Source organism: Mycolicibacterium vaccae NBRC 14118 = CIP 105934 (genome assembly GCF_001552715.1).
Lineage (GTDB): Bacteria > Actinomycetota > Actinomycetes > Mycobacteriales > Mycobacteriaceae > Mycobacterium > Mycobacterium vaccae.
Genome location: NZ_BCRS01000167.1, coordinates 1 through 13,018, shown reverse-complemented (window position 1 = coordinate 13,018; position 13,018 = coordinate 1). Strand labels below are relative to the sequence as shown.

Genomic DNA, 13,018 nt, shown 5'->3' with positions numbered 1-13,018 from the left:
GGCGTGCGGCTCGACCTGCGCGCCGGAGAACCGCTGCGCGCCGACGCGGTCGTGCTGGCGACCGGGGCCTGGCTGCCGGAGCTGACCGGGCGCCGGGTGCGGGTCGGCCTGCAGGCCGGCCGCGGCTACTCGTTCACCGTGCCGGTGGACCGCCCGCTGCCCGGCCCGATCTATCTGCCCGAGGCGCGGGTGGCGTGCACGCCGTACCGCGGCGGCCTCCGGGTCGCGGGCACCATGGAGTTCCGCCGCCCGTCCGAACCGATCGCCCACCGCCGCATCGACGCGATCATCGCGTCGGCCACGCCGCTGTTCGACGGCGTGCGCTGGGACGAGCGCACCGACCTGTGGGTCGGGCCGCGCCCGGTCACCGACGACGGCCTGCCCCTGATCGGCGAACTCGCCGGCGACGTGTACGTGGCCGGCGGCCACGGCATGTGGGGCCTGGCCCACGGCCCGGCCACCGGCCGGCTGCTCGCCGAGCAGATCGTCACCGGCAAACAGCCCGAGGCGGCGCGCCCGTTCGACCCGCTGCGCGGGCGACGACCCGGCGACCACGCCCAGCCGCTGACTCTTCCCCTCTGACGAGGGTCTCCCGGTCGTCAGGGGCGGCGGCATGACCCCGCCCCTGACGACGATCACTCCCACCGGACAAAGGAACCGAACGTGCAGACCACCGAATCCATCTGGATGACCCCCCAGGCCCGCCACAGCCTGGAGCAGGAACTGGCCGCGCTGATGGCCGTGCCCAACCCGGCGGGTGCCGACGAATCCGACCGCGCCGACCAGGTGGTGGACGCCTGGCTGGCCCGCAAGGAACGCATCCGGCAGATCCACGAACTGCTGAGCAGGGCCGACCACGCCGTCAACCCCGCCGACGACGGGGTCGCCGAGCCGGGCATGGTGCTGACCGTGCGCTTCGACGACACCGGCGACACCGAGACGTTCCTGCTCGGCACCCGCGGCACCGCGGACGCCGAGATCGACGTCTACACCGTGAACTCCCCGCTGGGCAGCGCACTCCTGGGCGCGACGCCCGGACAGCAGCGCACCTACCAGCTGCCCAACGGCGGCACCCAGCAGGTGACGGTGCTGGCCGCCAGGCCGTTCGGGGCGCACCAGGCGGAGCAGCTCGCGACGCAGTGAGTCCCACGGGCGGTGGGTTAGAGTCGCACGCGTACCTCGTGACCGGTCCGTCGTGGTGTAATCGGCAGCACCTCTGATTTTGGTTCAGATAGTTCAGGTTCGAGTCCTGGCGACGGAGCAGCGAGGCATGCCGAGGCAGCTCCGCGATCCGGAAGGACATCTATGCGTGACGCCGCGGTCGTGATACTTGCGGCAGGTGCGGGCACCCGGATGAAGTCCGACACCCCCAAGGTCCTGCATACCCTGGCCGGGCGCAGCATGCTGGCACACGCCGTGCACTCGGTGACCGCGGTGGCACCGCGTCACCTGGTGGTCGTGGTCGGCAAGGACCGGGAGCGGGTGGGCCCGGCCGCGCTGGAGATCGGCCAGACGCTGGGCCGGGACGTCGAGATCGCGATCCAGGATCAGCAACGCGGCACCGGGCACGCCGTCGAGTGCGGGCTCGCCGCGCTGCCCGCCGACTTCACCGGCGTGGTCGTGGTGACCGCGGGCGACGTGCCGCTGCTCGACACCGAAACCCTGTCCGACCTGATCACCACCCACACCGACCAGGGTGCGGTGGCCACGGTGCTGACCACGACGCTGGCCGACCCGACCGGGTACGGACGCATCTTGCGCACCTCCGAAGCCGAGGGCGCCGAGGTGACCGGGATCGTCGAGCAGGCCGACGCCAGCCCGGCCCAGCAGGCCATCACCGAGGTCAATGCCGGTGTCTACGCCTTCGACGCCACGGCGCTGCGCTCGGCGCTGAGCCGGCTGCAGACCGACAACGCCCAGGGCGAGCTGTATCTGACCGACGTGATCTCGATCGTCCGGTCCGACGGCGGCGCCGTGCGCGCCCAGCACGTCGACGACACCGCACTGGTCACCGGCGTCAACGACCGGGTGCAGCTGGCCGCGCTGGCCGCGGTGCTCAACCGGCGCATCGTCGAACGCCACCAGCGCGCCGGCGTCACCGTCATCGACCCGACGTCCACCTGGATCGACGTCGACGTCACGATCGGCCGCGACACCGTGGTGCGCCCGGGCACCCAGTTGCTGGGAGCGACGTCGATCGGGGCGCACTGCGAGATCGGCCCGGACACCACGCTGACCGACGTGACGGTCGGGGACCGGGCACAGGTCGTGCGCACCCACGGATCCTCGTCGGTGATCGGCGATGAAGCCGTCGTCGGTCCGTTCACCTACCTGCGTCCGGGCACCCGCCTGGGCGCGGCGGGCAAGCTCGGCGCGTTCGTCGAGACCAAGAACACGTCGATCGGCACCGGCACCAAGGTGCCGCACCTGACCTACGTCGGTGACGCCGACATCGGCGACCACAGCAACATCGGCGCGTCCAGCGTGTTCGTCAACTACGACGGCGAATCCAAGAGCCGCACCACGATCGGTTCCCACGTGCGCACCGGCTCGGACACCATGTTCGTCGCGCCGGTGACCGTCGGGGATGGTGCCTACACCGGCGCGGGCACCGTCGTGCGCGAGGACGTCCCGCCCGGCGCGCTGGCCGTCTCGGCGGGCCCCCAGCGCAACATCGAAGGCTGGGTGGCCCGCAAACGACCGGGCAGCAAGGCCGCCACAGCGGCCGAGGCGGCCAGGGCGGCCAGGGCGGCCGACCGCACCGGCGCGGAGCACCCCGAAGCTACCGGCGAGTAGCGCTCGGTCACTGTTTATTGGCATTCTGGTAACCCGCCAACGTAGGCGTGCGAGCGCTCCGTACGATGGCCTCGTATTCACCGCCGACGCCGAGGGCAGCCCCGTGAGCCACGACTGGACCGACAACCGCAAGAACCTGATGCTCTTCTCGGGCCGGGCTCATCCCGAACTGGCCGAGCAGGTCGCCAAGGAGCTCGACGTTCCGGTGACCGCGCAGACGGCGCGCGACTTCGCCAACGGAGAGATCTTCGTCCGCTTCGACGAATCGGTGCGCGGCTGCGACGCTTTCGTCCTGCAGTCCCATCCTGCGCCGCTGAACCAGTGGCTCATGGAGCAGCTGATCATGATCGACGCGCTCAAGCGCGGCAGCGCGAAGCGGATCACCGCGATCCTGCCGTTCTACCCGTACGCCCGGCAGGACAAGAAGCACCGCGGTCGCGAACCGATCTCCGCACGCCTGGTCGCCGACCTGCTCAAGACCGCCGGCGCCGACCGGATCGTGACCGTCGACCTGCACACCGACCAGATCCAGGGTTTCTTCGACGGACCCGTCGACCACATGCGGGCGCAGAAACTGCTCACCGGCTACATCGCCGAGCACTACTCCGACCGCGACATGGTGGTCGTCTCCCCCGACTCCGGGCGCGTGCGCGTCGCCGAGAAGTGGGCCGACTCCCTCGGCGGCGTTCCGCTGGCCTTCATCCACAAGACGCGTGACCCGTTGGTGCCCAACCAGGTGGTCTCCAACCGCGTCGTCGGTGACGTCCGCGGCAAGACCTGCGTGCTGACCGACGACATGATCGACACCGGCGGCACCATCGCCGGCGCAGTGCGGCTGCTCAAGCAGGACGGCGCCGGTGACGTGATCATCGCCGCGACGCACGGTGTGCTGTCGGACCCGGCGCGCGAACGGCTCGCCGACTCGGGCGCGTGCGAGGTGATCGTCACCAACACGCTGCCGATCGCCGAGGAGAAGCGTTTCCCGCAGCTGACCGTGCTGTCCATCGCGCCGCTGCTGGCCAACACCATCCGCGCGGTGTTCGACAACGGTTCGGTGACAAGCCTTTTCGACGGGTCGGCGTAGATGGCCTCAGCGCGCATTCTCCACAACCCGAAGTGCTCCACCTCGCGCAAGACGCTGGATCTCCTGCGCGACAACGGGATCGAGCCGGAGATCGTGCTCTACCTGAAGACTCCGCCGTCGCGCGACGAACTCGCGGCAATGATCTCCGACGCCGGGATCGAGGTGCGCGACGCGGTGCGCAAACGCGAATCCCTCTACGCCGAGCTCGGCCTGGAATCGGCGTCCGACGACGAGCTGCTCGACGCGATGGCCGAACACCCGATCCTCATCGAGCGCCCGTTCGTGGTCACCGACAAGGGCACCCGGCTGGCCCGCCCGCTCGACAACGTCCGAGAGATTCTGTGACAGTTCGCCTCCGGCCGGCGCTGGCGGCCGTGGCGATGCTCGCGGTGGCGGGTTGCGCGACCGGGACTCCTGACTACCAGTCGGTGTGGTCGTCGACGCCGACCACCACCTCGGCCGCCCCGGCCGCGGCCACCGAGGACGCGATCCCCATCGCCACATTCCTGGAACGCGCCGGTGTCATCGGCGAGCCCGTGGCCCCCGACATGCTCACCGACCTGACGGTGTCGATCCCCACCCCCGAGGGGTGGCAGCCCTACCGGAACTCCAACCTCGCGCCGGGCACCAGGATGATCGCCAAGGGCGCCACCTACCCGACCGCAATGCTGATGGTCTTCCAACTCGACGGCGACTTCGACGTCGCCGAAGCGCTGACCCACGCCAACGTCGACGCGCTGCAGTCGGAGAACTTCCGCGAGCTCAACTCCTCGACCGAAGACTTCAACAAGTTCCCGTCGTCAATGATCGAGGGCAGCTACGACCTCAGCGGCACACGGATGCACAGCTACAACCGCATCGTCATCGCCACCGGCGCGCCGCCCGACGAACAGCGTTACCTGGTGCAGTTCACCGTCACCGGATTCGCAGACAAGGCCGCCGAGGACGGACCCGACGTCGAGGAGATCATCCGCGGGTTCACCGTCGCCGTGCCCAAGCCCAAGCCGGCCCGCTGACCATGAGCGACTGGACCGCGCAGCTCACAGGGGTCGGATTTCCGCTCTGATCCCGGGTTGAGCTACCCTCGAGGACGCGTCACGGCGAGGGTGGCCTGCACTGCGCAGCGCCGCCGTTATCGACGGGAACCCACGACTTCACCGAAGTGCGACCCTGGCCGTGCCCGATACCGACCACCGGCACAGGAGCAGCACACATCATGGCCAAGAACGCCCCCAACAATCTGACCGCGACGGTCCGCACCTCGACCGGCAAGGGCGCCTCGCGTCGCGCCCGCCGCGAGGGCCGCGTGCCCGTCGTCCTCTACGGCCACGGCACCGACCCGCAGCACCTCGAGCTGAGCGCGCGTGACTTCGCCGCCGTGCTGCGGCACACCGGCACCAACGCGGTGCTGACCCTCGACATCGACGGCACCGAGCAGCTCGCGCTGACCAAGGCCCTGGAGATCCACCCGATCCGCCGCAACATCCAGCACGCCGACCTGCTGGTGGTGCGCCGCGGCGAGAAGGTCACCGTCGAGGTTCAGATCGTGCTCGAGGGTGACGCCACCCCGGGCACGCTGGTCACCCAGGACGCCAACACCATCGAGATCGAGGCCGACGTCCAGTCGATCCCCGAGCAGTTCGTCGTGTCGGTCGAAGGCGCCGAAGAGGGCACCCAGATCCTGGCCGGCCAGATCGAGCTGCCCGAGGACGTCACCCTGATCTCCGATCCGGAGACCCTGGTGGTCAACATCGTCGCGGCGCCGAGCGCCGAGGAGCTGGAGTCCGAGGGCGGCGGCGCGTCGGTCGGCGAGCAGGCCGCCGAGGCCGCTGAGGCCGCGGCGGGCGAGTCCGCCTCCGAGTCCGAGTAGGCAGACCCCTCGTGGCCGAACCGGTACTCGTCGTCGGCCTGGGCAACCCGGGACCGAACTACGCGACGACCCGGCACAACATCGGCTTCATGGTCGTCGACGTGCTCGCCGACCGCATGGGCGAGAAGTTCAAGGTGCACAAGAAGTCCGGCGCCGAAGTGGCCACCGGGCGGCTCGCGGGCCGCTCGGTGGTGCTGGCGAAGCCGAGGGTGTACATGAACGAATCCGGCCGCCAGGTCGGACCGTTGGCCAAGTTCTACTCGGTCGCACCGGCTGAGGTCGTCGTCATCCATGACGAGCTGGACATCGACTTCGGCCGCATCCGGCTCAAGGGCGGCGGCGGCGTGGCCGGTCACAACGGGTTGCGCTCGGTGTCGTCCGCGCTGGGCAGCAACGACTTCCACCGGGTTCGGGTGGGCATCGGCCGACCGCCCGGCCAGAAGTCCGGCGCCACCTTCGTGCTGGAGAACTTCAACAGCGTTGAGCGTAAAGAGGTTCCGACGATCATCGAGCAGGCCGCCGACGCGACCGAGCTGCTGATCGCCCACGGCCTTGAGCCTGCACAGAACACCGTGCACGCCTGGACCTGATCCACCCCTTCTGCCGAAACCGCATTCCACGCGGCCCTTTTCGCGATTTGGCCGCGTGGAATGCGGTTTCGGCAGAACTGGTCAGAGGCCGCGGATGCCGCTGCCCACCCGCTTGACCGGTTTGTGCGGGTAGCGCCTGACCGCGTGCGCTTCGGCGTCGGATTCGGCGAGCACATACAGGGGTTCGACCTTCTCCTGCAGCGGCTTGAGCACCAGGTCCATGAACCCCTTGCGATCGTCGAGGTACGGCGCGATCACCTCCTCCCCCGCCGGGCACACCGCCAGGCAGTACGCGGCCTTGTAGTTCGCCTTGAACGACAGGCTCTGCCACATCGACGCGTTCTCCGAATCACTCACGCGTGAGCGGAAATCGGCACCGTCGGCGCTGTCGGCGACGGTTTCCACCCAGTCGGTGAAGCCGCCCATGAACTCGCGGTAGTTGTGCACCGAGCACGCGACGAAGTCGAAGTCACCGTTCTTCTTGATGGCACCGACCGGACATGCGGCCACGCACAGCTTGCACTCCAGGCACGGCGAATAGTCCAGCGGCGCATCGTAACTGCTGATCTCACTGCCGACGATGACGGTGCCCAGGACGATGAAGTTGCCGAACTTCGGATGGATCACGTTGCGATGGATGCCCATGGCGCCCATACCGGCGGCGACCGCGACGGGCTTGTGGGCCACCACCCAGATCCGCCCCGGGTAGCGGTCCATCTCCATCGGGAAGGTGGCCGACGGGTTGACCACGCGATGCCCGGCGTCCTGAAGAACCCGCGTGATGCGGTGCGCCGCCTCGTTGACGAGCTCACCGCTGCGGTGGAACTCCTGATTGGCCACGCTGCGCGCGGTGGACCGCACGTTGTCGCGGTTCATCTTCACCACCAGCGAGATGTAGCTGACCGCGCCCGGCAGGGCCTCGTGGACATGGGGCAGCTCCGAGCTCAGCGCGGGGTCGCTCACCGCCGCGAACCCGACGTCGTCCGCGCCGGCGTCCAGACAGACCGCGCGCAGCCACTCGCCGTCGATGACGCCGGGTTCGGCCGCCGGGCGCGACCGCGCCGCGCGCACCGTGGGATGTTGCGCGAGCCGCGCCGGGAGCTTGTCCACCATGCTGAGTATGGTAGACCATACTCAGCCTCGTGACGACCCCGCCTAGCCGCCGGTCCGCCGCTTGTAGGCGTACAGCGCGAACGGCGCGAACACCGCCGTCAGCACAAGCGACCACAGGATCGTCGCCAGCACCGGATGATGCAGCGGCAGTTGGGCGCTCGCCGGCGCCGGGCCGCCGTTACCCCAGAGTTCGCGCATCGCCTGGGCCAGCGACGACACCGGGTTCCACTCGGCGATCACCCGCAGCCAGTGCGGCATAGGCTCGGTCGGCACGAAGGTGTTGGCCAGGAACGTGACCGGGAAGAGCGCCGTGAACATCACGCCGTTGACGGCCTCGACGGTGCGCATCAGCGAGCCGATCAGAATGCCGAACCAGATCATCCCGAAGCCGAACAACAGCAGCAGCGCGAACGCCAGCACGGCTTCACCGATTCCGTTGCGGATCCGCCAGCCGATCGCCAGGCCCGTCAGCGCCATCACCAGCACCCCCAGCGAGGAGTGGATCACGCTCGCGATGCTCCGGCCGATCAGCACCGAGGACCGCGAGATCGGCAGCGACCGGAACCGGTCGATGATGCCCTTCTCGACGTCGGCGGTGATGCCCGCCGCGACGACGAACGCCGAGAACACGATGGTCTGCGCCTGGATGCCGGGCAGCAGGAACTCCCGGTAGGACGCACCCCCGGTGTTGGTGATCGACGCGCCGAACACGAACGCGAACAGCAACACGAACATGATCGGCTGCGCGGTCACGTCGCTGAGCATCTCGGGCATCCGCTTGGTGTGGATCATGTTGCGCTTGACCATGATCCACGACTGCTGCGCCAGGTTGGTGGGCCGGATGGGCACCGGCTGCGGACGCACCGCGGCCTGCGGCTTGCTGTCGAGCGCGGTCATGCGCCGACCTCCTCACTGTCTTCGGTACGGTGCCCGGTCAGCGACAGGAACACGTCGTCCAGGCTGGGCCGCGACAGCCCGATGTCGTCGACGGTGATGCCGCGCTCGTGCAGCAGGCCCGCCACCCGGATCATGTCCGCCAGCCCGTCGGCCGGGGCGGTCAGCCGCCGGGCTGCGGCGTCGACGAACACCTCGGCGCCGGTCTGACCGAGCAGATTCCGCGTCGCCTCGAGATCGGCGGTGTCGGCGACGGTGACCACCAGGCTGGCCTGGCCGGCCTGGTGTTTGAGCTCCAGCGGCGACCCCTCGGCGATGACGTGGCCGCGGTCGATGACCACGATGTTGTCGGCGAGCTGGTCGGCTTCCTCGAGATACTGCGTGGTGAGCAACAAGGTGGTGCCCTCGGCGACCAGGCTGCGCAACACCTCCCAGAGTTCGCTGCGGCTGCGCGGGTCCAGGCCGGTGGTGGGTTCGTCGAGGAACAGCACCGGCGGTGAGGCCAGCAGACTGACCGCCAGGTCGAGGCGGCGCCGCATGCCCCCGGAGTAGGACTTCACCACCCGGTCGGCGGCGTCGGTGAGCGAGAACTGGTGCAGCAGTTGATCGCCGAGCCTGTCGAGATCCTTGCGCCGGATACCGTAGAGCCCGCCGATCATCCGGATGTTCTCCCGTCCGGTGAGCAGCTCGTCGACCGTCGCGACCTGACCGGTCAGCCCCATGTGGCGCCGGACCTCGTCGGGGTGGGTGCGCACGTCGTACCCCGCCACCCGCGCGGTGCCGCTGGTCGGGGCGGTCAGCGTCGTCATCATGCGCACGGTCGTGGTCTTGCCCGCGCCGTTGGGACCGAGCAGGCCCAACACCGTGCCCGGTGGTACCGCGAAGCTGACGCCCGCCACGGCGGTCTCGTCACCGAATCGCTTGACCAGATCGATGGCCTCGATCGCCGATTCCATGACGCCGACGGTATCGCCGCACACCGACATCGGGCGAACGCTTTACCGGCCACGCCGCGCTGCGTGTACTGGATACATGCACTGGGACTGGTTCGACGCGCCCGGGTACTGGGCGGCCCGGGAGGTTCTGCAACGCGGGGTGGCGGCGATCTACCTGATCGCGTTCGTCGGCGCCGCCCGCCAGTTCCGCGCCCTGATCGGCGAACACGGAATGCTCCCGGTGCCGCGGTTCGTCGCGCAGGTGTCGTTCCGGGTCTCCCCGAGCGTGTTCCATCTGCACTACTCCGACCGTTTCTTCGCCGTCGTGTGCTGGAGTGGCGCGGCGCTGTCGGCGGCGCTCGTGGCGGGCGGCGGCGACCTGGTGCCGCTGTGGGCAGCCATGCTGACCTGGCTGGCGCTGTGGGTTCTGTACCTGTCGATCGTCAACGTCGGGCAGCGCTGGTACGGATTCGGCTGGGAGTCACTGCTGTTGGAGGCAGGTTTCCTGGCCATGCTGCTGGGCAACGACGACATCGCACCGCCGCTGCTGACGTTGTGGCTGGCGCGCTGGTTGTTGTTCCGGGTGGAGTTCGGCGCCGGCCTGATCAAGATGCGCGGCGATCCGTGCTGGCGCGACCTGAGCTGCCTGGACTACCACCACGAGACCCAACCGATGCCGGGGCCGCTGAGCTGGTTCTTCCACCACCTGCCCAGGCCCCTGCACCGGGTCGAGGTCGCAGGCAACCACGTCGCCCAGCTGGTGGTGCCGTTCGCGCTGTTCGCTCCGCAGCCGGTGGCCTCAGTGGCTGCCGGCATCGTGATCGTCACCCAGTTGTGGCTGGTGCTGTCCGGGAACTTCGCGTGGCTGAACTGGTTGACGATCGTCCTCGCGTTCAGCGCCGTCGACCAGAGCGTCCTCGCCCGGGTGGGGGCGGTGCCGGCTCCCCCGGCCGCATCCGGGCCGACGCCGTCGTGGTTCGTCGCACTGGTGATCGCCGCCACCGCGCTGACTGTGGTCCTGAGCTACCTGCCCGTGCGCAACATGCTGGGACGCCGGCAGCGGATGAACGCGTCGTTCAACCCGCTCCACCTGGTGAACACCTACGGCGCGTTCGGCAGCATCGGACGCATCCGGTACGAGGTGATCCTCGAAGGGACCGACGACCCCGAACCCACCGAGCAGACGGTGTGGCAGGAGTACGGCTTCAAGGGAAAGCCGGGCGACCCACGCCGGATGCCCCGGCAGTGGGCGCCCTACCACCTGCGCCTGGACTGGCTGATGTGGTTCGCGGCGCTGTCACCGGCCTACGCCCGCGACTGGTTCCGGCCGCTGGTCGTGCGCCTGCTGCGCAACGATGCCGCGACTCTGCGTCTGCTCGGGCACAATCCGTTTCCCGAAGCGCCGCCGCGATTCATCCGGGCGCGGCTGTACGAGTACCGGTTCACGACCTGGCGGGAACTGCGTGAGGAACGCCGGTGGTGGCACCGAACCCTGGTCAGCGAGTACCTGCCGGCGGTCACCCTGGGCGCCGGTGAGCGTGCGTGAAATGCCGAGAATCTGCGGCGTGGCGGCCGCAGACACGCACGCTCGCGGGTTAGGTGACCAGCGAGACCGAGGTGGAGCGGCGCAGCTTGCCCGACGACGTCTTCGGGATGCTGCCCGGGCCCAGCACGACGACATTGCGCGGCCGGACGTCGACCTCGGCGACCACCTCGTGCGCCACCTGGTGCTCGATGCGGCGCACCTCGGCGGGGTCCTGCCAGTTGTTGGACTCGACGGCGACGGCGAATGTCTCGCGGGAATGCCCGGCGTCAAGGCGCACCGCGACCGCGCAGCCCGGACGCACACCCTCGACGCGACCGGCGGCCCGCTCGATGTCGGTCGGGTAGATGTTGCGGCCGGCCATGATGATGACGTCCTTGACGCGACCGCAGACCACCACGTTGCCGTCCTCGGTCAGGTACCCGAGGTCGCCGGTGTCGTACCAGCCGTGCTCGTCCTGCGCCGGGATGAACCCACCCATGGTCATGTAGCCGGGCGTGACGCATTCACCGCGCAACTCGATCACGCCGACGCCGCGCGGCGGCATCACGTTGCCGTGGTCGTCGATGACGCGAGCTTCCAGATCGGTGAGCAGCGGGCCGAGCTCGGCGAGGCGCTTGGTGTGGCCCTTGGTCGCGGGGACGGCGCGGCGCAGCGCGGCGAGCAGATCGGCGTCGACCTCGTCGACCGTCAGGCCCGCACCGCACGGCGAGAACGACACGGCCAGCGTGGTCTCGGCCATGCCGTAGGCCGGCAGGATCGCGCCCGGATCGAGGCCGAAGGGCTTGCCCGCGTCCAGCAGGTCCTCCACGTCGGCCGGCTCCACGGGCTCGGCGCCCGACAGTGCGAACCGCAGCGTGGACAGGTCGAACTCGCCGGGCTTGGCCTGCCGGCGCAGCCGCTTGGCGAACAGCGCGTAGGCGAAGTTCGGCGCCGCGGTCATCGTGCCCTTGTACTTGTCGATGAGCTTGGCCCACAGCAGGGTGTCCCGCAGGAAGTCCATCGGCGTGACCTTGACCAGCTCCGCGCCGAAGTACATCGGGATGGTCAGGAAGCCGACCATGCCCATGTCGTGGAAGCAGGGCAGCCAGCTGACCATGACGTCCTTGTCGACGTCGTACTGCGCGCCGATGAACATCGCCTCGGCGTTGGAGTAGATGTTGCGGTGGGTGATCTGCACCGCCTTGGGAGATCCGGTCGATCCGGAGGTCAGCTGCATCAGCGCCAGATCGTCCTCGCCGACCTCGATCGGCTCGATCGGCTCGGAGGCCAGCAGGTCGGAAATCGTGAGGACCTTGATGCCCTTTTCCTCGAGCACCGGGATCGCGACGAGGAAGGGCTCGGACACGATGACAGCCTTGGCCTCGATCATGCCGATCACGTTCATGGTGTCCTCGGCCCACATCACCAGGTCGGTGCGCGGGGTGGGCTGATGGAGCATCGTCAGGCTGGCGCCGCGCATCCACAGCCCCTGGGCCGTCGGGGCGATCTCGACCGGGAAGCCCGCAAGGACGCCGACGGCGTCACCGAGACCCACACCCGCGGCGGCCAGGCCGCCCGCGATGCGCTTCGCCCGCTCGTGCACCTCACTCCAGGTGTGGCGGACCGGCTCATAAGGCTCTCCGGTGACCATGCCCCGTCCGGTGGTGTGGGCACTGCGATACATCTTCTCGGTGAATCTGCTCACGACGACCTCCTCGCCGACATCTGCCCCGGTGCACATGCCCGTTTGCCATGCTCCGCCTGATCAGCGCCCTTTTCACGGAGGCGCGCAAACATTTGGGGAGCGGTTGTGTCTCGAATCGGTGATGTTGCGCGAGCGCGCTCGAATGCCGCACCGACACCGGTCAACGGCCCCCCGGTCAGACCGGTGGGGTAAACCGATGCGTCCATTGCTCGACCGCTGTCACTCACCGTCGATCATCTTAAGCAACTCTTAAGTAGCTGCCAAACGGGCGCAGGTATTGAGGCGTGCATCACACTTTTTGTTGCAGGCTCAACCAGCGTTCGACGGGCTCGGTACCACCCGGGCGCCCTGCACCGGCCCGCTGGCCACCCGGACGGTGCGGCACACCCCCGCGCCGGCCAGTTCGGTGCCGACGTCGACCGCGGCACCGGCCGACGGGCACAGGAACGCGCAGGTCGGCCCCGACCCGGACACCACGCCGGCCAGCGCGCCCGCCGCCATCCCGG

General features: G+C 69.1%; 13 protein-coding genes, 1 tRNA gene and 1 pseudogene. 10 read left to right on the top strand and 5 right to left on the bottom strand.

What is annotated here, in order from left to right; genetic code table 11:
- From MVA01S_RS24645 to pth, 9 genes are all read left to right on the top strand, one after another.
- Positions 1-582: NAD(P)/FAD-dependent oxidoreductase (locus tag MVA01S_RS24645; protein ID WP_159426344.1), on the top strand; the 582-nt coding region annotated here is incomplete at its 5' end.
- An 81-nt stretch (positions 583-663) separates the two neighbouring features.
- Positions 664-1,143 carry a GreA/GreB family elongation factor gene (locus MVA01S_RS24640; RefSeq protein WP_003929911.1) on the top strand — a complete coding sequence of 160 codons (480 nt, stop codon included), beginning with the start codon at positions 664-666 and terminating at the stop codon, positions 1,141-1,143.
- A 46-nt stretch (positions 1,144-1,189) separates the two neighbouring features.
- Positions 1,190-1,261, top strand: a tRNA-Gln gene (locus tag MVA01S_RS24635).
- Between the two features lie 44 nt (positions 1,262-1,305).
- Positions 1,306-2,796: a bifunctional UDP-N-acetylglucosamine diphosphorylase/glucosamine-1-phosphate N-acetyltransferase GlmU gene (gene glmU, locus MVA01S_RS24630; protein WP_003929910.1), complete on the top strand. Its 1,491-nt coding sequence runs from the start codon at positions 1,306-1,308 to the stop codon at positions 2,794-2,796.
- Positions 2,797-2,899: 103 nt separating this feature from the next.
- Positions 2,900-3,880, top strand: a complete 981-nt coding sequence (locus MVA01S_RS24625; RefSeq protein ID WP_003929909.1) for a ribose-phosphate diphosphokinase — start codon at positions 2,900-2,902, stop codon at positions 3,878-3,880.
- Positions 3,881-4,225, top strand: coding sequence for an arsenate reductase (glutaredoxin) (gene arsC / locus MVA01S_RS24620; protein WP_003929908.1), 345 nt, complete (start codon positions 3,881-3,883; stop codon positions 4,223-4,225).
- A complete protein-coding gene (locus tag MVA01S_RS24615) occupies positions 4,222-4,896 on the top strand; it encodes an LpqN/LpqT family lipoprotein (protein WP_003929907.1) in 675 nt (224 codons plus the stop codon). Before arsC ends, MVA01S_RS24615 begins: the two co-directional genes overlap by 4 nt.
- Positions 4,897-5,096: 200 nt before the next feature.
- A complete protein-coding gene (locus MVA01S_RS24610; RefSeq protein WP_003929906.1) occupies positions 5,097-5,750 on the top strand; it encodes a 50S ribosomal protein L25/general stress protein Ctc in 654 nt (217 codons plus the stop codon).
- An 11-nt stretch (positions 5,751-5,761) separates the two neighbouring features.
- Positions 5,762-6,340, top strand: a complete 579-nt coding sequence (gene pth, locus MVA01S_RS24605; protein WP_003929905.1) for an aminoacyl-tRNA hydrolase — start codon at positions 5,762-5,764, stop codon at positions 6,338-6,340.
- Positions 6,341-6,421: 81 nt separating this feature from the next.
- Here the strand turns inward: pth and MVA01S_RS24600 are convergent, their stop codons facing one another.
- From MVA01S_RS24600 to MVA01S_RS24590, 3 genes are read right to left on the bottom strand one after another with little or no spacing between them, the layout of a single operon-like run.
- Complete coding sequence (locus tag MVA01S_RS24600) at positions 6,422-7,453, bottom strand: 4Fe-4S binding protein (RefSeq protein ID WP_003929904.1); 1,032 nt, start codon at positions 7,451-7,453, stop codon at positions 6,422-6,424.
- Positions 7,454-7,495: 42 nt separating this feature from the next.
- Positions 7,496-8,350: an ABC transporter permease gene (locus tag MVA01S_RS24595; protein ID WP_003929903.1), complete on the bottom strand. Its 855-nt coding sequence runs from the start codon at positions 8,348-8,350 to the stop codon at positions 7,496-7,498.
- Positions 8,347-9,303, bottom strand: coding sequence for a daunorubicin resistance protein DrrA family ABC transporter ATP-binding protein (locus tag MVA01S_RS24590; RefSeq protein WP_040540993.1), 957 nt, complete (start codon positions 9,301-9,303; stop codon positions 8,347-8,349). Before MVA01S_RS24590 ends, MVA01S_RS24595 begins: the two co-directional genes overlap by 4 nt.
- A 76-nt stretch (positions 9,304-9,379) precedes the next feature.
- Here MVA01S_RS24590 and MVA01S_RS24585 point away from each other — a divergent pair, with 76 nt between their 5' ends.
- Positions 9,380-10,828 (top strand): lipase maturation factor family protein, encoded by a 1,449-nt coding sequence (locus MVA01S_RS24585; protein ID WP_003929901.1) that lies wholly within the window; start codon positions 9,380-9,382, stop codon positions 10,826-10,828.
- A gap of 49 nt (positions 10,829-10,877) precedes the next feature.
- Here the strand turns inward: MVA01S_RS24585 and MVA01S_RS24580 are convergent, their stop codons facing one another.
- The gene (locus tag MVA01S_RS24580; protein WP_003929900.1) at positions 10,878-12,512 is read right to left on the bottom strand and encodes a fatty acyl-AMP ligase; all 1,635 of its coding nucleotides are present in this window, start codon (positions 12,510-12,512) and stop codon (positions 10,878-10,880) included.
- Between the two features lie 309 nt (positions 12,513-12,821).
- Positions 12,822-13,018, bottom strand: a pseudogene (locus MVA01S_RS24575) (4-(cytidine 5'-diphospho)-2-C-methyl-D-erythritol kinase); the annotation flags it as partial.